Source organism: Flavobacterium sp., from assembly GCF_036741995.1.
Classification (GTDB): Bacteria; Bacteroidota; Bacteroidia; order Flavobacteriales; family Flavobacteriaceae; genus Flavobacterium.
The window spans coordinates 259,215-279,849 of record NZ_DAINRG010000001.1; the positions used below are offsets into that span (position 1 = coordinate 259,215).

19 protein-coding genes are annotated in these 20,635 nt (G+C 38.2%); 11 read left to right on the plus strand and 8 right to left on the minus strand.

Annotated features, from left to right (window positions below):
* Position 1: 1 nt before the first annotated feature.
* The 4 genes from V7D82_RS01255 to panC are packed head-to-tail and all read right to left on the minus strand — an operon-like array spanning position 2 to position 3,501.
* Positions 2-1,264 carry an alpha/beta hydrolase-fold protein gene (locus V7D82_RS01255; RefSeq protein ID WP_333599153.1) on the minus strand — a complete coding sequence of 421 codons (1,263 nt, stop codon included), beginning with the start codon at positions 1,262-1,264 and terminating at the stop codon, positions 2-4.
* Between the two features lie 56 nt (positions 1,265-1,320).
* On the minus strand, positions 1,321-2,283 hold the full coding sequence (locus V7D82_RS01260; protein ID WP_333599154.1) for a lysylphosphatidylglycerol synthase transmembrane domain-containing protein: 963 nt from the start codon (positions 2,281-2,283) through the stop codon (positions 1,321-1,323).
* A gap of 4 nt (positions 2,284-2,287) precedes the next feature.
* Positions 2,288-2,638, minus strand: a complete 351-nt coding sequence (gene panD, locus V7D82_RS01265) for an aspartate 1-decarboxylase (protein WP_333599155.1) — start codon at positions 2,636-2,638, stop codon at positions 2,288-2,290.
* Between the two features lie 14 nt (positions 2,639-2,652).
* Positions 2,653-3,501, minus strand: coding sequence for a pantoate--beta-alanine ligase (panC, locus tag V7D82_RS01270; RefSeq protein WP_333599188.1), 849 nt, complete (start codon positions 3,499-3,501; stop codon positions 2,653-2,655).
* 106 nt (positions 3,502-3,607) lie between these two features.
* On the opposite strand from panC, the gene V7D82_RS01275 reads away from it, so the two are divergent.
* The 7 genes from V7D82_RS01275 (at position 3,608) to V7D82_RS01305 (ending at position 14,693) form a co-directional block, all read left to right on the plus strand.
* Positions 3,608-4,414 (plus strand): glycogen/starch synthase, encoded by an 807-nt coding sequence (locus V7D82_RS01275; RefSeq protein WP_333599156.1) that lies wholly within the window; start codon positions 3,608-3,610, stop codon positions 4,412-4,414.
* Positions 4,415-4,429: 15 nt separating this feature from the next.
* Entirely contained in the window at positions 4,430-6,181 is a 1,752-nt protein-coding gene (locus V7D82_RS01280) for a DUF4270 domain-containing protein (RefSeq protein WP_333599157.1), read from the plus strand.
* An 8-nt stretch (positions 6,182-6,189) separates the two neighbouring features.
* Complete coding sequence (glmS, locus tag V7D82_RS01285) at positions 6,190-8,037, plus strand: glutamine--fructose-6-phosphate transaminase (isomerizing) (protein ID WP_333599158.1); 1,848 nt, start codon at positions 6,190-6,192, stop codon at positions 8,035-8,037.
* A gap of 280 nt (positions 8,038-8,317) precedes the next feature.
* Positions 8,318-11,116: a TonB-dependent receptor gene (locus V7D82_RS01290; RefSeq protein WP_333599159.1), complete on the plus strand. Its 2,799-nt coding sequence runs from the start codon at positions 8,318-8,320 to the stop codon at positions 11,114-11,116.
* 26 nt (positions 11,117-11,142) lie between these two features.
* A complete protein-coding gene (locus V7D82_RS01295) occupies positions 11,143-12,672 on the plus strand; it encodes a G-D-S-L family lipolytic protein (RefSeq protein ID WP_333599160.1) in 1,530 nt (509 codons plus the stop codon).
* A 217-nt stretch (positions 12,673-12,889) separates the two neighbouring features.
* The gene (gene atpD / locus V7D82_RS01300) at positions 12,890-14,401 is read left to right on the plus strand and encodes a F0F1 ATP synthase subunit beta (protein WP_333599161.1); all 1,512 of its coding nucleotides are present in this window, start codon (positions 12,890-12,892) and stop codon (positions 14,399-14,401) included.
* A 10-nt stretch (positions 14,402-14,411) separates the two neighbouring features.
* Complete coding sequence (locus V7D82_RS01305) at positions 14,412-14,693, plus strand: F0F1 ATP synthase subunit epsilon (protein WP_333599162.1); 282 nt, start codon at positions 14,412-14,414, stop codon at positions 14,691-14,693.
* 66 nt (positions 14,694-14,759) lie between these two features.
* On the opposite strand, the gene V7D82_RS01310 is transcribed toward V7D82_RS01305, so the two are convergent.
* The 3 genes from V7D82_RS01310 to V7D82_RS01320 are packed head-to-tail and all read right to left on the minus strand — an operon-like array spanning position 14,760 to position 15,655.
* Positions 14,760-14,930: a GldL-related protein gene (locus tag V7D82_RS01310; protein ID WP_333599163.1), complete on the minus strand. Its 171-nt coding sequence runs from the start codon at positions 14,928-14,930 to the stop codon at positions 14,760-14,762.
* Positions 14,931-14,935: 5 nt separating this feature from the next.
* Positions 14,936-15,148: a helix-turn-helix domain-containing protein gene (locus V7D82_RS01315; protein ID WP_264520220.1), complete on the minus strand. Its 213-nt coding sequence runs from the start codon at positions 15,146-15,148 to the stop codon at positions 14,936-14,938.
* 3 nt (positions 15,149-15,151) lie between these two features.
* Entirely contained in the window at positions 15,152-15,655 is a 504-nt protein-coding gene (locus V7D82_RS01320) for a DUF2975 domain-containing protein (protein WP_333599164.1), read from the minus strand.
* A gap of 119 nt (positions 15,656-15,774) precedes the next feature.
* Between V7D82_RS01320 and V7D82_RS01325 the strand changes: the two genes are divergently transcribed.
* Genes V7D82_RS01325 through V7D82_RS01340 form a run of 4 tightly spaced genes read left to right on the plus strand, consistent with a single transcriptional unit; the run spans position 15,775 to position 19,998 of the window.
* Positions 15,775-16,917, plus strand: coding sequence for an aminotransferase class I/II-fold pyridoxal phosphate-dependent enzyme (locus tag V7D82_RS01325; RefSeq protein WP_333599165.1), 1,143 nt, complete (start codon positions 15,775-15,777; stop codon positions 16,915-16,917).
* 9 nt (positions 16,918-16,926) lie between these two features.
* Positions 16,927-17,544 carry a dethiobiotin synthase gene (gene bioD / locus V7D82_RS01330; RefSeq protein ID WP_333599166.1) on the plus strand — a complete coding sequence of 206 codons (618 nt, stop codon included), beginning with the start codon at positions 16,927-16,929 and terminating at the stop codon, positions 17,542-17,544.
* 3 nt (positions 17,545-17,547) lie between these two features.
* Positions 17,548-18,819, plus strand: coding sequence for an adenosylmethionine--8-amino-7-oxononanoate transaminase (bioA, locus tag V7D82_RS01335; protein ID WP_333599167.1), 1,272 nt, complete (start codon positions 17,548-17,550; stop codon positions 18,817-18,819).
* A gap of 24 nt (positions 18,820-18,843) precedes the next feature.
* On the plus strand, positions 18,844-19,998 hold the full coding sequence (locus V7D82_RS01340) for a beta-ketoacyl synthase N-terminal-like domain-containing protein (RefSeq protein WP_333599168.1): 1,155 nt from the start codon (positions 18,844-18,846) through the stop codon (positions 19,996-19,998).
* Here V7D82_RS01340 and V7D82_RS01345 read toward each other — a convergent pair.
* Positions 19,991-20,467, minus strand: coding sequence for a regulatory protein RecX (locus tag V7D82_RS01345; protein ID WP_333599169.1), 477 nt, complete (start codon positions 20,465-20,467; stop codon positions 19,991-19,993). The two genes, V7D82_RS01340 and V7D82_RS01345, sit on opposite strands and share 8 nt — an antisense overlap.
* Positions 20,468-20,635 lie beyond the last annotated feature (168 nt).

Consider the following 20,635-nt stretch of genomic DNA (forward strand, 5'->3'; position numbering starts at 1 on the left):
TTTATGGTTTTTTCTCTTCTGTTGGGGTCTCGGCTGGTGGGGTGTCAGTTGGAGGCGCGTCGGCCGGCGGGGTTTCTTCTACCACTGGTTCTTCTTTTGCTTTTTGTCCTTTTTTAGGTAATGTTTTTTTCAATTCCTCGGCTCTTTCAATCATCATGTCTTTGGTCAAATCGCCAATTTCCTGCATTTGAAAGGCTCTTAAATACGATTTTACTGCTCGGGCATTGTCACCCTTTTTTTCGAACATCTGTCCCAATTCATAGTCGGCTAACATGCTTTTCGGATAATTTTTGTCTGCTAATTGTGCCAATTGGTCGAATTCATCGTAGGCTTTGTTTTTTAAAATAGCAGCTTCAATGGCCTTGAAATCATTCAAACGAATGGGAACTTTTAATCCTAAGGATTTTTCGAGCACATCGTATTTTTGGGTCAGATAGTCTACATAACCGGAAGGCAGTGTGGCAATTTTTTCCTGAAATTCAGTAATGGAAATAGGTTGGTAGACCGAGAATATTTGGTAGAGCGCACTCGGGATGGAATTTAAAACCAACGAGTAATGAGAAGCTCCTTTAAAATCTTCGTATCGGTAATTCAGCTTTGGATTGCTTACTTTTTTAATCAATTCATCCATGGCCTGAATCCGATTCCGCATTTTTTTGACATCACCCTCGGCTGTGGAATGATAATAAAAAATAGGTTTTTGAATGGCGGCTAATCTATCCGGAATTTGTTCTTCCATTCCTGCGGGAAGCTCCGGACTCATAGAGATGTAAGCGTCAAAAACGGGATTGTCTTTGTATAAATAGCAATTCAGAAATCCGGCGGTGGTATCTAAACCGGCCACGATTTTAAATGGTGCCGTTCTGTAGTTTTTTTGGATGTACGGTATTAATTCCATACCAATAAATTCAAAGAACTTCTCGCCTTTTTCATCGGGTAAACCTGTAGTTGGTTCTGTGGTGCAATCCGTTTCGCGTTCGTTGTTTTTGTTTTGACTGATGCCTACAATAATCACTTCGGGTAAGTCATCCCAATAATACCCATAACTTAAAGCGCCTTGAAACGGGTCGAAAAGAAAATCGCCGTCAAGCAGCACCAGTATTGGATAACTTTGTTTCGAGTTTTTCTCATAGGAAGGTGGCAAACCAATGGTGATTTCGCGGTCTTCGTTTAGTTTTTGGGACGTAATGGTGTCTGTTACTCTTTTTTGAGAAAAAACAGTATTGGAGCAAATTATTATAAATAATAAAAGAAGTTTTTTCATGGGTTCAGGTTTGGTTAAATAGAACGATTGTTAAATCGACAAGCAATATAACAAAATTATTTATTTCTATTTAAAATGGGAAGCAATAAAAGCGATAAACTACCCAAAACCACCATCAGCAAAGTTTGTGAAATCCAAACGAGCCAGCCAAATGCTGTTCCGGCCGTGTCTGGAATTCCGTAAAGCATAAAAATTTCGGCTATTAAAAGCGGATAAGCTCCGAAGCCACTGTTGGTGAAACCAATGGCCAAACTACCAAAAACGAAAGCAATAATAATCGCCCCGAAACCAATGTTACTGGTTTCTTTTAAGGCAAAAACGGTAACGTAAAACATCAGGATATAGGTAAACCAAATGAAGAAGGAATGGAATAAAAACCACCATTTGTTTTCCATATGTACGATACTTAGCATCCCTTCGGTTAGGCCGGCAAATTTTTCTTTAAGCAGCAATACTATTTTCCACTTGGCATATTTCCAAATCAAAATAAAAAGGATAAACCCTACTAGGCCAATAAGCCCCAGGATCATCAGTTTTTCGAAAGGAATTTTTTCCAATATGTAGTTTTTCAGCACATTAAACTGAACAAAAAAGGAAATGGCCACAAACAAAAAGAAGATTAACAAATCCACCACTCTTTCGGCAACAATGGTTCCGAAAGCCTTGTCAAATGGAATGTTTTCGTATTTTTTCAAGATCAAAGCCCGGGAAACTTCCCCCGAACGCGGAATGGTCAGGTTCATAAAATAAGCCACGCAAACCGCCATCATGTTGTTGTGAAAATGGGAGTGATAGCCCATGTGTTCTATAGAAAATTTCCAGCGATAAGCTCTCGAAATAAATCCAAATAGCGCAATGAAAAGCGACAGATAAATATAGAAATAATTGGCGTTTTTGAAATAGCCTTTCATCTCGGTAATTTGGGCCGGTGTGAATTCGTTGAATTTATAGTAAATCAGATACACTCCCAGCAATAGCGGGAGCAAAATTGAAGCCCATTTTCCAATTTGTTTTTTCAAGGGATTACGTCAGGGAGTTATCTTTTTCATTGGGGAAAACCAACCACGGCTTGAAGTTTTTGGCTTCTTCAAAATCCATCAAAGCATAGGACATGATGATGATGATGTCGCCTTTGTGCACTCTTCTGGCAGCCGGGCCATTCAAGGTGATTTCGCCAGAGTTTTTGGGGCCTTTGATGGCATAGGTGTCAAAACGCTCACCATTGTTGACATTTACGATAGACACTTTTTCGCCTTCAATAAGGTTGGAGGCTTCCATCAAGGTTTCGTCAATGGTAATGCTGCCGATGTAATTCAAGTCGGCACCCGTTACTTTTACACGGTGGATTTTCGATTTTACTACTTCAATTTGCATGGGGCAAAAGTAAATTAATTTAATGAAATGGTGTCAATCAATCTGACTTTGTTAACAAAAACAGCTATGAAAGCACGGTAGGTTTTGGTTTTGTTTTTTCGAAGGCAGGGAAGCAACGTCGCTTCGTCGGCAATCTGAAAATATTCTAATTCAAAATCGGGTTGTTTCTCAAAAGTTTTAGCCACAAATTCAGTCACTTCCTGAGCGGATTTTGTGGCAAATAGTTTTTTGGCTTGCGTAATGGTTTTGAAAATGATGGCCGCTTGATTTCTTTCTTTTTCGGATAATCTTTCGTTGCGCGAGCTCATGGCCAGACCGTTGGTTTCTCTATAAATGGGACAACCGACTACGTTTACAGGCATTTCAAATTTGCTAACCATTTTTTTGATGATTTGCAGTTGCTGAAAATCCTTTTCACCAAAATAGGCATGGGTTGGTTTTACGATTTCGAAAAGACGTTTTACGATAGTTCCTACCCCGTCAAAATGACCTTGCCTGAACTTGCCTTCCATTTGGTTTTCCAAGCCGTCAAAATCAAAATGCTGGGAAATGGTTTTGCCTTTGTATATATCGTCAACGCTTGGGGCATAAACTATAATCGCATCGGAAACAGTTTTTATCTTTTCGATATCTTTCTCCAGCGTTCGGGGATATTTGGCTAAATCATCGGCGTTGTTAAACTGCGTTGGATTTACAAATATGCTAACGACTACTATGGTGTTGTGCAGTAAAGCTTCTTTGATAAGAGAAAGATGACCCTGGTGAAGCGCGCCCATCGTAGGTACAAAACCAATCGAAGTTGCTGCGTTTGAAACAGAAGTCAGATGAGAAACTAATTCATTTTGAGTGTTAAAAATCAGCATTGGCTTTCGGTAAATGAGTTGCAAACTTACTATTTTCATAAATAACTGCATAAATTTTTGTACTTTTGCCTGTTTTTTATTGCCAATAAATAAAGTAAAATAGATTATGGAAGATAAGAGGATATTGTATGTATCATCTGAAGTGGTGCCTTATCTGGCTGAAAATGAGGTTTCTTTAATGTCGTATGACGTCCCTAAAATGATTAATGATCAGGGCGGACAAATAAGAATTTTTATGCCAAGATATGGAAATATCAACGAGAGAAGACATCAATTGCATGAAGTTATCCGATTGTCGGGAATGAATTTAGTAGTGAATGATTTGGATATGCCTTTGATTATCAAAGTAGCGTCAATCCCAAAAGAGCGAATTCAGGTTTACTTTATTGATAATGATGAGTATTTCAAACGAAAAGCTACCTTTAGTGATGAAGACGGTGTGCTGTATCCGGATAATGATGAAAGAGCTATTTTCTTTGCCAAAGGCGTAGTGGAAACGGTTAAGAAATTGAATTGGGTTCCCGATATTATCCATGTTCACGGTTGGATGGCGAGTTTGTTGCCAATTTACATGAAGCATTATTACAAAGATGAAGCGTTGTTTTCGGAGACCAAAATTGTGACTTCGGTTTACGGACAATCTTTTGAAGGCGCCTTAGATTCGGAAATGATCAACAAAATCAAGTTTGATAATATTCCTCATGACGCAATTAAAGAATTAGAAATACCTAATTACGAAAATCTTATATCAGCTTCGATAAGCCATTCCGATGGCGTGATAATCGCCTCTGAAAATGTGTCTTCAAGTTTAACAAAAATTATAGAATCTTCAGGAAAACCTTTTTTACCTTTCGCCTCGAAAGAAAAATTTGCCGAAGCATACACTAACTTTTACAAAGGAATGCTTTCCTAAAAACAACAATATAATATGCACATTAAATCATTTTTACGCCCGATTTTAGTTGGAATAGTAGTAGTTCTTTTTGCTGCTGCCTGCGACAAAGATTATGACGAATTAGGAACCGATATTGTGGGGAATGACCATTTTGGTTTTGAAAGATATACCGGTGCCACGGTGAAAACGTATAATGAAAAATTAGGCCCGATTGCCTCTAATAATTTAGCGATAAATCCACTGGGATTTTATGAAAATCCGGCTTTTGGAAATACTCAGGCCAATTTTGTTACTCAGGTTGAATTGGCTTCTGTAAGTCCGGTATTCAACAATACCGACACAGAATTGTACCAAATGCTTCCGGCTATTGACAGTGTGGTTTTGGATATTCCTTATTTCAGTACTTTAAAAACAACCAATACGGATGGTACTAAGGTTTATGAATTGGATTCCATTTATGGTACTGAGGCATCAAAATTTAAATTGAGTGTTTATCAGTCTAATTATTATTTAAGAGATTTAGATCCGACGCAGTCATTGGGAGAGCAACAGTTGTTTTACACCAATCAGGATGCCGATATCGATAGTTATAAAGTGCCTGTTTTGTTGAATAATTTGCCTGCATCAGATCCTAGAAATGCGGATGGTCATGAGAATTCTCAATTTTATTTTGACAAAAGAGAGCACAAAACTACTGCTCCAAATGATGATACTACACAACCTGATGTCGTTACCCGATCTGTCCCTTCTATGCGATTGCATCTAAGAGCGGATGTTTTCAATACACTTATTTTAAACACTTCCAATATTGATCAATTGGCGAGTAATGCCTTGTTTAAAAATTACTTCAGAGGACTTTACTTTAAGACAGAAAGTTTAGGAAATCCGGGGAATATGGCCATGATTAATTTCAAAGGAGGTAAGGTTACGATGTACTATCACGAAGATAAAAAGACCATTGTTGGAACACAACCAGCCACTTATCCAAGAGTCGCTAAAACCTATGTTTTAAACTTGAGCGGGAATACCGTGAGTTTGCTGAATAATTCGAATGAAAATGGTAATTATTTAACGGCTATCAACAATCCTACGCAAGAAGCAGAGAAATTATATTTAAAAGGAGGCGAAGGCTCGATGGCTATTGTGGACATTTTTGGGTCAACAGACGTGAAAGGATACACGCTTAATCCTAATTACAATTCGAATCTTCCAATTAGTGCCAGTAATATAAAATACCTGCTGACCAATAGCCCTAATGGTGTTTCGGATGAAATAGATGATATAAAAGCAAATGATTGGTTAATCAATGAAGCGAATCTAACGTTTGTTATTGATAAAGATGCTATGGCCAACACGCAAATAGCAGAACCTAATCGTATCTTTTTGTATGATATCAATAATAAAAAAGTATTAGTAGATTACACCTATGATTTCACATCCAATACTTCGTATCCTAAATTTAATAAATACGTTTTTGGTGGAATCATCGAAAAGGAAGATGTTGATAACGGAAGAGGCATCAAATATAAAATCAGAATCACAAACCACGTTAGAAATTTAATTACCAAAGATTCGACAAACGTTAGACTCGGTTTATCGGTAACAGAAAACATCAACAATGTTGCGTTATCCAAACGAAAACTACCTGTTACTGACGGCATTTTCAGTGCGCCAAGCATGTCAGTAATGAATCCATTAGGAACTATTTTATACGGATCAAATCCGATAGTTCCGGATGATAAAAGATTAAAGCTTGAGATTTATTATACAAAACCTAATGAATAAGTAAAATTATGTGTGGAATTGTTGGATATATTGGATACAGAGAAGCGTACCCAATCATCATAAAAGGATTAAAAAGACTTGAATATAGAGGCTATGATAGTGCCGGAATCATGTTGTATGACGGTGCCCAACTTCAAATTGCCAAAACCAAAGGAAAGGTTTCTGACCTTGAAGCCAAATCAGCCACTATTGCTGCTTCAAAAGCGACGATAGGAATGGGCCACACCCGTTGGGCCACTCACGGAGTTCCTAATGATATTAACTCCCATCCTCATGTGTCTAATTCGGGCAACTTGGTGATTATTCACAATGGTATCATTGAAAATTATGAGCCATTAAAGAAAGAGTTACTAAAAAGAGGCTACACCTTTACCTCTGATACAGATACCGAAGTATTGGTAAACCTGATAGAAGAAGTAAAGAAAAAAGAAAAACTGAAATTAGGAAAAGCAGTTCAGATTGCGCTTAACCAAGTGGTCGGGGCTTATGCTATTTGTGTTTTTGACAAAGAAAATCCAGATGAAATTGTAGTAGCCCGTTTAGGAAGTCCACTAGCAATTGGTGTAGGAGAAGATGAATTTTTCATTGCTTCCGATGCCTCACCCTTTATTGAATATACTTCGAATGCTATTTATTTAGAAGACGAAGAAATGGCGATTGTGAGATTGCACAAACCGCTTAAAATCAGAAAGATTAAAGACGACTCTTTGGTTGATCCTTACATACAGGAGCTTCAAATGAATTTGGAGCAAATTGAAAAAGGAGGGTATGATCATTTCATGTTGAAAGAAATCTACGAACAACCCAATGTTATCAAAGATACCTACAGAGGAAGATTACTGGCCAATCAAGGTATTATTCAAATGGCTGGTGTGGAAGATAATTTGGAGAAATTCCTTCATGCGCAACGAATTTTAATCATTGCCTGCGGGACTTCATGGCATGCCGGATTAGTGGCAGAATACATCATGGAAGAATTCACCAGAATTCCGGTTGAGGTAGAATATGCTTCCGAATTTAGATATAGAAATCCAATTATAAATCCAACCGATGTGGTTATCGCTATTTCCCAATCAGGAGAAACAGCCGATACTTTGGCCGCTATTAAATTAGCCAAAGAAAAAGGCGCTTTTGTATTCGGAGTTTGTAATGTCGTAGGTTCTTCTATTTCAAGAGAAACGCACGCCGGAGCTTATACACACGCCGGTCCGGAAATTGGAGTAGCTTCTACTAAAGCCTTTACTACACAAATTACGGTGTTGACGATGATTGCTTTGCGTTTGGCGAAAGCCAAAGGAACGCTTTCCAATTCTGATTTCCACAGATACCTGCAGGAGTTAGAAGTGATTCCGGAAAAAGTTCGTGAAGCTTTAGAGTGTAATGACAAAGCCAAAGAAATTGCCGCCAAATTTAAAGATGCTCCCAATTGTCTTTATTTAGGAAGAGGGTATAATTTCCCGGTAGCTTTAGAAGGCGCCTTGAAATTAAAAGAGATATCATACATCCATGCTGAAGGTTACCCTGCAGCCGAAATGAAACACGGGCCGATTGCCTTAATTGATGAGCAAATGCCGGTAGTGGTTATTGCTCCAAAACAAGGGCATTACGATAAAGTGGTCAGTAATATTCAGGAAATTAAATCCAGAAGCGGAAAAATTATTGCTGTAGTAACCAAAGGCGATGTGCAAGTAAAAGAATTAGCCGATCACGTTATTGAAATTCCGGAAACTTCGGATGCGTTGTCTCCCCTAATTACTACCATTCCGTTACAGTTGTTGTCTTATCATATTGCTGTAATGCGAGGTTGTAATGTGGACCAACCAAGAAACTTGGCAAAATCAGTTACAGTAGAATAACGTAGTTCTGAAATAATCATTTAAAAGCGAGATTCCTTCTCGCTTTTTTTGTGCTTTTATTTTTGTGATTAATTCAATAGAAATTGCATTTTATATGTACGCATAGTATTTTTTATAGCAATACCATTAAAATGTTAATAATAACTTAAAAAAGCGCAAATAAAGCATTGTCATTATTAGGTCTGAAAATTGAATTATTGCTAAATTTAAGATTGGATTTTTGATAATCTAAAAAAAATATTTGTACATTGGCTACATAAACCAACAAATTTAAAACCAAATGAAAATCTATTTATTTATCGTTTCATTGCTTTTTTGTAGCATAAGTTTTGCGCAAACTTCAATATCGGGCTCGGTAAAAGACAGTAAAAACGAACCCATTCCGGGGGCCAATGTGAAAGTTGTCGGAGAAACTTCGGGAACTATCACAGACAGCGATGGTAATTTCAGTTTGTCAACGACAAAGAAACCGCCTTTCACTGTAGAAGTTTCCAGTGTAGGTTATGGAGTCAAAAAAGTCAGCGTAGCTTCAAACAATCAAAAAGTTACGGTGGTATTGACAGACGAAGAAACTAAGTTGGATGAAATCGTAGTTTCGGCTTCAAGAACTCCGGAAAGAGTTATTGAATCGCCAGTGACCATTGAAAGGATGAATTTGCAACAAATTAAAAACAGTACTGCGGCCACCTATTATGATGGTTTGGAGAATGTAAAAGAAGTGCAATTCAATATGAGTAGTTTGTCTTTCAAATCAATAAATACCAGAGGATTCGCTACTGTGGCCAATACTCGTTTTTTACAATTGGTTGATGGGATGGACAACTCATCACCAGCTTTGAATTTTGTATTAGGAAACTTAATTGGAGTTTCCGAAATAGATGTTGCTAATGTGGAATTGCTTCCTGGAGCGTCTTCTGCTCTTTATGGAGCGAATGCTTTCAATGGAATTATGTTTATGAATAGTAAAAGCCCTTTCACTAACCAAGGATTGAGTTTTTATTTCAAATATGGTCAAACCACTCAAGATGTTGCAGGGACCAATGATTATTGGGATTTTGGTTTGAGAGCAGCCCATGCATTCTCGCCTTATTTTGCAGCAAAAGCCAACTTTACTTTTATGAAAGCGACTGAGTGGATTGCTGCAGACAAAAGAGATTTAACAACCAATTTCTCTGGCTCAGATACGAATCCCAATTATGACGGATTGAATTTATACGGAGATGAAGTTTCTACCAACATTAAAAGTGTGGGACAATCATTAGCCAATTTAGGATTAGTTCCTCAATCGGCAGTTAATTTATTACCTAATTACAGCGTAGCCAGAACTGGATATAATGAGCAAGATTTAAATGATAATAAAGTTAAAAGTGTTAAGGCAGATTTCTCGTTGCATTTCAGACCATGGAAAAATGACAATGAAATTATCTTCCAACATAAAGTAGGTTTTGGAAATACAATTTATCAAGGAGCCAATAGATACGCTTTGAAAAACTTCATCATGTATCAAACCAAGTTAGAGTTTAAAGGGAAAAATTATTTCCTAAGAGGGTATATGACCGATGAAAATGCCGGTGATTCTTATGATATGCGTTTTGCAGCCTGGAATGTGAACAGAGCCTGGAAAGATGATAAAACGTGGTTCGGACAATATGCAGGAGCTTATATTCAATCCACATTGGCTGGCTTAACACCAGAACAAGCTAATGCTAATGCAAGAGCCACTGCAGATACAGGTAGATTTTTACCAGGCTCACCGGAATTTGAAAATGCCTTAGCCACAGTAACTGCAGATCCAAGTTTAGTTACTGGTTCAAAATTTAAAGATCAATCAAAATTGTATCATGCAGATGCCAACTATAATTTCAAAGACCTTATCAAAATTGCCGAAATTCAAGTGGGTGGATCTTACAGAAAGTATGTTTTAAATTCAGGTGGAACCATCTTTACCGATTATGACGGACCAATTAAATACAATGAATATGGGATGTACACTCAATTGCAAAAGAAAGTAACAGACCGCTTGAAATTTACAGGTTCGATTCGTTATGACAAATCTGAGAATTTTAAAGGATTTTACTCTCCGAGAGTATCCTTTGTTTATTCTGCCGGAGCCAATAAAGTTCACAATTTTAGAGCCTCTTATCAAACAGGTTTCAGGAACCCAACAACACAAGATCAATATATTGGTTTAGATTTAGGGCCATTTGCTTTAATTGGTTCAGCACCGGATAACTTAACAAGATATGTCGAAACTTTGCCAGTTAGTACGGCAGGACAAACTATATTAGGTGCCCCAACCAAAACATTGGATGGTGTTGCTGCCTATACTAATTCTTATACTTTGACTTCTGTTCAACAATTTGGTCAATCAGGAAATCCGGCCGATTTACAGGTTGCCAATATTAATTTAGTTAAACCGGAAAGGGTACAAGCATTTGAAGTAGGGTATCGTTCGGTTGTCAATAATGATTTGTCGGTAGATATCAACGGATACTACAATATTTATAACGACTTCTTAAATCAATCAAGAGTTATCACTCCTTATTATGGTACTGTAGGTACAGATTCTACAGATCCTGAAGTTCAAAAAACATATGCAGCTATTGCCAACGGTGATAGAAGAGTGTATCAGGTATATGACAATTCTAAAACGCAGGTTACTTCATTCGGATTTGGCATCGGATTATCTAAAAAAATCTACAAAGATTTCGAATTGGGAGCCAATTATAATTATGCCGAATATACTTTTGATCAGGAAAAAGACCCAAGTTTTATTCCAAGTTTTAATACGCCAAAACACAGAATTAAAGCTACTTTAAGTAATCAAAAATTATTCAAAAACTTTGGCTTCAATACCAATGTGAGATGGAACACAGAGTACTTATGGCAAGCTTCTTTTGCTGACGGGATGGTTCCTGAAAACACCGTTTTTGACGCGCAAATCAATTATGCTATTCCACAATTGAAATCCGTATTTAAATTTGGAGGAACCAATTTATTTGGAAAAGATTATACTCAAGTTATTGGCGCCGGAGCTATTGGTCACCAATGGTATGCTTCTATAACAATTAATCCATAAGTAATAACAATACAATATTTAACGTTATGATAAAAAATTTCAAATGGCTACTGTTGGTTTCGTTAACCTTTGTAGCATGTAACAATAGTGATGATGCAATAGTTGATCCAAATTCAACCGATGGTACTCCTTTAACGGCTGGGACTGCAGATTTTTCAAAATATGTGGCTTTGGGAGATTCCTTTGCTGCCGGTTATAGTGATGGTGCTTTGTTTAAAGCCGGTCAGGAAAATGCTTATCCAAAAATTATTGCCAGTCAATTTGCACTAGTTGGGGGTGGTGACTTTACAACTCCATTTATGTCGGATAATATCGGAGGGTTTTCTTCAGGAGGCATTCAGGTACCGGGTTTAGGGACTAGACTTTTCCTGAATACAGCTACTAATACACCAAACCCTGTCTCAGGAATTTCAGGAACGGATATCAGTGCCCATTTAACAGGGTTATATAACAATATGGGTGTTCCTGGGGCGAAGAGCTATCATCTTTTATATGATGGATACGCAGCAGCAAACCCCTATTTTGGAAGATTTGCATCCTCCACTTCAGCAACTGTTTTAGGCGATGCATTAGCACAATCTCCTACTTTCTTCTCTTTGTGGATAGGGGGTAATGATGAACTGGGTTATGCCACAGCAGGTGGTGATGCCTCTTTAAATCCGCTAACTCCTGCCAATATATTTGATCAGGCTTATAATATGTTGATTTCACAGTTGGTTGCCGGAGGAAGAAAAGGGGTTATTGCCAATTTACCTTATGTTACCACTTTACCTTATTTCCACGTAATACAATACAATCAACTGACACAAGCCAATTTAACGGTTGGAGGTGTAAGTCAGGTAAATACCTTAAATGCTCAGTTATATGGGCCGTTGCACAATGCTCTTACCTATTTAGGTCAAGGCAATAGAATTAATTTATTGTCTACTACGGGTAATAATCCAATGTTAATGGTGGATGAAAACTTAACAAATTTATCAACTTCGCTAACAGCTGTCTTAGTAGGCGGAGGACTTGATGTTCCTACAGCAACTGCTTTGGGACAAATTTTTGGAAGAGCAAGACAAACATTGCCAACCGATTTAATTTGCTTGAGTGCCGGAACGAGAATAGGACAAGCTCCTTCGGTAGCTGTTGACGGGGTAGCATCTCCGAGTCCTTTATTAAATCAGTTAGGAGTTACTTTTCCTTTACCAGACCGTTATGTTTTATTGCCTACAGAAGTAACCGAAATAGAGACAGCTACTATGGCTTATAATGCTACAATTGAGGCAGCTGCAGTAGCAAACAGTGAGACTATCGCTATTGTTGATGCTGAATCGATTATGAATGATTTAACGACAGGCGGAATTGTAGGGAATGGTTACACAATGACAGCTACATACGTAACAGGAAATACTTTCTCTTTAGACGGAATTCATCCAAGTCCGAAAGGTTATGCTTTGATTGCCAATAAATTTTTGGAAGCCATTAATTTAAAATTTGGCTCTAATTTCAAAGGAGTTAACTTGGGCAATTACAGAGTTCTTTTCCCGCAGGATTCGGCTAGTTTTTAATTGTTTACAATACAGTATATGTAAAACCACCTCCAAAAACAGGTGGTTTTTTATTTATCGTTATTTCTGAAATGATTTCAGCAACTAATGAATCAAAAAAATAAACAAAAAAACTTTATTTAAGTATTGATTTTTAAAATAGAAAATTTACCTTTGCGCTCTGAAAAAAGAGGTGTTTTTTTCAAACCTAAATAGCTATTTAATAAATACATAAAGAATGTCAAAAGCAATAGGAAAAGTTTCGCAAATCATCGGTCCCGTAGTAGACGTAGTATTTGACTCTAAAGATGTTGAGTTACCAAAAATTTATGACTCATTAGAAATCATCAACAAAAATGGTTCAATATTAGTACTAGAAGTGCAATCTCACATCGGAGAAAACACGGTACGTACTATCTCTATGGACTCAACCGACGGATTGAGCAGAGGAACTGCTGTAAAAGCTACAGGAGCGCCAATCCAAATGCCAATCGGAGCAGATGTTTACGGACGTTTGTTCAACGTAATTGGTGATGCCATTGATGGTTTGGGAGATTTGCCAAAAGACGGAGCTAACGGAGTTTCTATCCACCGTCAAGCACCAAAATTCGAAGATTTATCAACTTCTACAGAAGTTTTATTTACAGGGATTAAAGTAATCGACTTGATTGAGCCTTATTCAAAAGGAGGTAAAATTGGATTATTTGGTGGTGCCGGAGTAGGTAAAACAGTATTGATTCAGGAGTTAATTAACAATATCGCCAAAGGGCACGGTGGTCTTTCTGTATTCGCAGGAGTAGGAGAAAGAACCCGTGAAGGAAATGACTTGTTGCGTGAGATGCTTGAGTCAGGCATTATCAAATACGGAGAAGATTTCATGCACTCTATGGAAAATGGAGGATGGGATTTATCTAAAGTGGACAAGCCAGGTATGAGAGAGTCAAAAGCTACTTTCGTATTCGGACAAATGAATGAGCCACCTGGAGCTAGAGCACGTGTTGCTTTGTCAGGATTATCTATTGCTGAGTATTTCCGTGACGGAGCTGGTTCTGACCAAGGAAAAGACGTATTGTTCTTCGTAGATAACATCTTCCGTTTTACACAAGCGGGTTCTGAGGTGTCTGCCCTTTTAGGACGTATGCCTTCTGCGGTAGGATACCAACCAACATTAGCCACCGAAATGGGTGCGATGCAAGAGCGTATTACTTCTACTAAAAAGGGATCTATTACATCTGTACAGGCGGTTTACGTTCCTGCGGATGACTTAACGGATCCGGCACCGGCCACGACCTTTGCCCACTTAGATGCTACAACGGTATTGTCTCGTAAAATTGCTGAGTTAGGTATTTATCCTGCGGTAGATCCATTGGATTCTACTTCAAGAATTTTGACGCCACTTATCTTAGGGGATGAGCATTACAACTGTGCCCAAAGAGTAAAAGAAATTCTTCAAAAATACAAACAATTGCAAGATATCATCGCCATCCTTGGTATGGAAGAGTTATCAGAAGAAGATAAATTATCGGTATCAAGAGCACGTCGTGTACAACGTTTCTTGTCTCAACCTTTCCACGTAGCGGAGCAATTTACCGGAATTCCTGGAGTATTGGTTGATATCAAAGATACTATCAAAGGATTCAACATGATTATTGATGGTGAATTAGACCACTTACCAGAAGCCGCCTTCAACCTTAAAGGAACCATCGAAGACGTAATCGAGGCTGGTCAAAAAATGTTAGCGGAAGCTTAATATATACACTATGATTTTAGAAATAGTATCACCGGAAGCTACATTATTCAAAGGCGAAGTGACTTCGGTTTCGTTGCCGGGTGTAGATGGTTCGTTTCAAATTTTGAACAACCACGCCCCAATAGTTTCTATCTTAAAACAAGGAACCGTAAAAATTGCGGCGCAAAGTTTTAAAATCAACAAAGAAGTAGCTGAGAAGTTTACCAAAGTAAACGACCAAAACTACACGTTGGAAATTCATTCAGGAACTATTGAAATGAAAGACAATAAAGTAATTGTATTAGCTGACTAATACCATTCAAAATAAACAGAGAAAGCCCAGCATTATTGTTGGGCTTTTTATTTTAAGTCCAATTTATTATTTCACTTTTTTAAGTGATTTAATAACTAGTGAGGCTAATGTGTAGACTTCAACAGCAAGTCCTGTAATCAATACGTATTTTGAAAATTCATAATGATAGATTTTTAGTAAGGCTCCGATAATAACCAGTGCCATTCCAACTAGTAATAAGATAAGTTCTTTTTTCATGGGTTCTATTTTATTTCGTTAACATATTCTAATATATCGCCGGGCTGGCATTCCAAAATTTCACAGATGGCTTCCAGCGTAGAAAAACGAACGGCTTTGGCTTTCCCCGTTTTGAGGATAGACAGATTAGCTGTTGTAATCCCAATTTTCTCCGCCAGTTCATTCGAACGCATTTTGCGTTTAGCCAGCATCACATCAAGATTTAAAATGATTGGCATGATTTATATGGTTAATTCGTTCTCTTCTTTTAATTCTTTACCCATAGTAAATACCTCTGACAAGACTTTAAAGAATAAGCCTAACGCCAGTAAATACAAAAAAGGACCATAACCTAACTGGATACCGATATGGCTTTGCGATGCATCGGCAATGAAACCGGAAACTAACTGAATGATTGACGAGATAATGACAATGCTTCCTATTTTATCCAGCAAAATACAGATACCATCTTCAAAAACAATACGCTTCCTAAAATCGTTCAACAGCTTTCGGAAATGATAAAGGGCATATAATAACAAACCAAAGTTTAAAACGTTAATTGCGAAAGCCAACTTGCCCAAACTAGTTGTTAAATCTGCTGTAATACCGCTAAATGTTATGGGTATAACCATTGTATTGCCGCTAACTAAAACGATAACAGTAAAAATGATAATCAATGGATAAAAGATCAAAGACATAATCCAAATAAAGTCAACAATGGTCTTAAGGATGTTTAGTTTTTTCATAAAAATGGTTTTAAAGGTTGGAGCAAATATATAAAAATTATCGATAAACAATAATTAATAAATAAAAAACAATAATATTTTTTCAAAGGACTAAAAAATGGTTTCCTATATTTGTAGTAATGAAACTCCCAAAAGCACTACAGGAAAAACTCCGTCAACGCGAAGCCAACAATGCTTTGCGCAAATTGTCAGCGCCAAATGGTTTGGTCGATTTTGCTTCCAATGATTATATCGGTTTTGCTCAAAGTAAAATAATTTTCGATGCAACCCATCAGTATCTTTTAGATCAAAATATCAAAACAAACGGCGCTACCGGTTCCCGATTGCTTTCAGGAAATCATGGTCTTTACCAAACCACAGAAGACTACATTGCCAGCTTGCATCAATCCGAATCCGCCTTACTTTTTAACTCCGGTTACGATGCGAATGTGGGGTTTTTTAGTTCCGTTCCACAACGTTCAGATGTGATTTTGTATGACGAATTGTGTCATGCCTCTATCCGGGATGGCATTCAAATGAGCCATGCCAAAAGCTATAAATTCCCTCACAATGACCTGGAACAATTGGAAGTTTTACTTCAAAAATTCCAATCACCAGAAAATGAAATGTACATAGTAACCGAAAGTGTTTTCTCTATGGATGGCGATTCTCCCAACTTGGAAGAACTAGTCAATCTTTCTGAAAAATATAATGGTCATTTAGTAATTGATGAGGCGCATGCGCTGGGTGTTTTTGGTGAAAAAGGAGAAGGATTGTTGCACGATTTAGCAGTACACGACAAAGTATTTGCCCGAATTATGACCTTCGGAAAAGGATTGGGCTGTCACGGAGCAGCCATTTTAGGAAGTCAGGAATTGAAAAGCTATCTCGTTAACTTTGCCCGAAGTTTTATCTATACCACAGGATTGTCACCTCATTCGGTAGCGACGATTTTAATTGCCTATCAGCATTTGGTACAAGAACAAAAGGCTTTGCAGTCGTTAAGAAATAATATCGTTTTCTTTAACCAAGAGAAGTTGCGTTTAGGAATAAAACCAATGTTTGTTTATAGCAAATCGGCTATACAATGTGCCATCATTCCCGGAAATGAAAGAGTGAAAAGCATTGCCAATCAATTCCAGCAAAAAGGCTTCGATGTAAAACCAATCTTATCACCAACGGTTCCCGAAGGACAGGAACGCCTTCGTTTTTGTCTGCACAGCTATAATTCCGAAGAAGAAATCTCAAATGTCTTGGAATTGTTGAGTACTTTTGTGTTCTAATAAAATTTCATGAAAATCTTTATCACAGGAATTGGTACCGATGTTGGCAAAACGATAGCCGCCGCCATCATTACCAAAGCACTCGAAGCCGATTATTGGAAACCCATACAAGCCGGCGATTTAGAATATTCTGATACGCACAAAGTCAGAGCACAGGTAGCTAATACTACATCCGTTTTTCACCCGAATGCTTATGCACTCAACACACCGGCCAGTCCTCACTTGGCTGCGGAGTTAGATGGGATTACTATCGATTTAAAAAAAATCAGTGAGCCTAAAACCAAAAATCATTTGGTAATAGAAGGAGCCGGAGGCGTTTTTGTGCCACTAAATGAAAGCGATTGTGTGATCGATTTAATCCAAAAGGATTATAAAGTGATAGTGGTTTCGCGTCATTATTTGGGCAGCATCAATCATACTTTATTGACTATAGAAGCATTGCAAAACAGAAAAATTAAAGTGGCCGGAATCCTTTTTTCGGGTGATGAAAACCAAGCTACCGAAGCAATCATTCTTAAAAAAACAGGAGTAAATTTCATTGGCAGAATTGATAATGAACCGTACTTCGATGCTAATGTTACCAGCTATTATGCCGATAAATTCAGAGACAATCTCTTAAAACTTTAGGTTATGAATCTATCCGAAAAAGACCAGCTTTACAACTGGCATCCTTATACGCAACACAAATCTATTGGCTTGCTTCCCGCTATCGTGAAAGGCGAAGGCGCTTTGCTTTGGGACGAAAATGGTAAGGAATATATTGATGCGATTGCCTCGTGGTGGGTGAATCCGTTTGGGCATTCCAACAAAATCATTGCCGATGCCATTTACCAACAACTTACTACTTTGGAACACGTCTTATTTGGCGGTTTTACTCATAATAAAGCAGTAGAACTGTCGGAGAAACTGATGACGATTTTACCAAACAATCAAAAAAAAATCTTCTATTCCGATAATGGCTCGACTGCTGTAGAAGTTGCGTTGAAAGGCGCTTTGCAATATTTTTACAACAAAGGCGAAAAGCGAACCAAAGTCATTGCTTTTGAAGATGCTTTTCACGGCGATACCTTTGGTGCTATGGCCGCCAGCGGGATTACGTTTTATACCGAAGCTTTTCAGGGCTCCTTGCTCGAAGTCGTTCGTATTCCAGTGCCAACGACTGGCAATGAAGCGCGTAGTTTGAAAGCTTTGCAAGATTTGGTAGCTACCAAAGAATATGCGGCTTTTATCTTTGAACCATTGGTACAAGGCGCAGCTGGTATGGTAATGTATGCTCCCGAAGTGTTGGATCAGATGCTAACCATTTGCCAAAAACAGCAGGTTTTTACGATTGCCGATGAAGTGATGACGGGTTTTGGGAAAACCGGAAAAACATTTGCCACCGATTATTTGGTTAACAAACCGGATATTATGTGCTTGTCGAAGGCGTTGACTGGCGGAACCATTCCGATGGCCATTACCACCTTTACTCAGGAAGTTTTTGACGGATTTTATAATGACGATGTCAATAAGGCTTTGTTTCACGGACATACATTCACGGCCAATCCAACGGGTTGTGCAGCGGCTTTAGCGAGTATCGATTTGTTGCAAACAGCTGCCATGCAAAATAATATTGCCCGAATTCATGCGAACCATTTAGCTTTCGAAACCAAAATAAAAACGCATCCCAAAGTAACAACGACCAGAGTGCTCGGAGTGATTTTCGCTTTAGAAATTCAAACCGAAGCCAATGAAAGTTACTACGGAACCATGCGCAACAAACTCTACAATTTCTTTATTGAGCAAGGTGTCATTCTGCGTCCGGTGGGAAATATCGTTTACATTTTGCCGCCTTATGTCATGACCGATAACGAATTGGAAAAAGTCTATACAATTGTCGAAAAAGCGATAGATATGGTTTAATTTTGCACGATTAGAAAACACACTTTGAAAACCAATATTTCCATAACTTCCCTAGCTTCGATGTCGCCATTAGGAAATACTCCTGAGGCAATTTGGCAGGAATACCTTTCGCCAAAATCATTGATTACAACCAAAGATTTCAATGGAAAAGAACAGTTTGTCGCCACAATTCCGGCAGCAATCAGAGCCGAATTAGAAAGGTTACGAAAGGAAGATGTCAAATACAAAGCCTTAGACGAAACGGTTTTATTGGCTATACTAACTTCGCGAAAAGCTATAGAGGATGCCGGTTGGCAACAAGGTGATGATTTTGGAGTGAACATCGGTTCCTCCCGTGGCGCGACGCAATTATTCGAGAAATACCATCAGGAGTTTCTGGAAACCGGTAAGACGGCTACACTGACTTCGCCAACTACTACTTTGGGAAATATTTCTTCCTGGGTGGCGCATGATTTAAAAAGTCAGGGTCCCGAAATATCCCATTCGATTACCTGTTCTACCGCATTGCACGCTATTTTAAATGCGGCGGCCTGGTTGCAATCGGGATTGGCGACTAAGTTTTTGGTGGGTGGCAGTGAAGCGCCGTTGACTGCTTTTACGTTAGCACAAATGCAGGCTTTAAAAATTTATGCCAGAGAAAATCAGGAATATCCTTGTCGGGCTTTTGATTTGGGTAAAACCAAAAATTCGATGGTGTTGGGTGAAGGTGCCGCCATGGCTTGCTTAGAGTTAGGCGAAAAGCAAAACGCTTTGGGCTACATTACCGGAATTGGCTTTGCGACAGACGATTTGGAACACAACATTTCTATTTCGGAAGAGGCAAAATGTTTCCAAAAATCGATGCAAATGGCTCTGCAAAACACAGCCCTTGATGAAGTAGATGCCATCGTGATGCATGCTCCGGGAACGGTAAAAGGCGATATTTCTGAATATAGAGCAATCCAAAAAGTATTTGGCGAAACCTTGCCAATGCTCACGACAAATAAATGGAAAATCGGGCACACTTTCGGCGCTTCGGGAATCTTGAATTTGGAAATGGCGTTGCTGATGATGGCACAGAATACCTTTATCGGAGTCCCTTTTGGCGAAAGCCAAACGAAGAGAAAACAAATCAAAAAAGTACTGATCAACGCGGTTGGTTTTGGCGGAAATGCAGTGAGTATTTTAGTGACTAAATAGCATTTTCCAGTTCTTTTACTTTTTCATAAACCAGTTCGCTTTCCCATCCTTTTCTAAGTAAATAATCACAGAATTTTTTGCGCTTTTTCAGTTGATTTTTTTCCAAAAGACTCTCCCAGAATCGCTGGGCTAGTTTTTCAAAAGTTTCCCAATATTCTTCTTCTGCTATTTCGGTTAACGCCAGTTTGATATTAGGAGGAGCTATTTGCCGTTGCTTTAATTCGTTGATAATTCGGTTTTTGCCCCATGATTTGATGCGGTGTTTCCCTCGGGCAAACGCTCGGGCAAAGCGTTCTTCGTTGAGAAAATCATTTTCGATGAGATGAACGATTACAATGTCGGTATCGGGTTTTTTAACATTTAACTGTTTTAATTTGGCAAGAATGTCCAAATGACAGCGCTCCTGATAGGAACAGTAATATTCTAATTTAGTTTGTATTTCGGGAATAGAAAGTTGTTTTTCGTTCATTTTTGGTGGCAAATCCTTAGTAAGTAAAAATAAGGAATAAAGCGAATAGTTCCTAATGGGTTATTATTTAACATTAAATGGGTGAAAGTAATTTAATACTGAAGAATATATAAAAAAGTAAGGTTTTTAGACGAATCGGTTGAGAATACTGAAAAACAGTGCTTTATG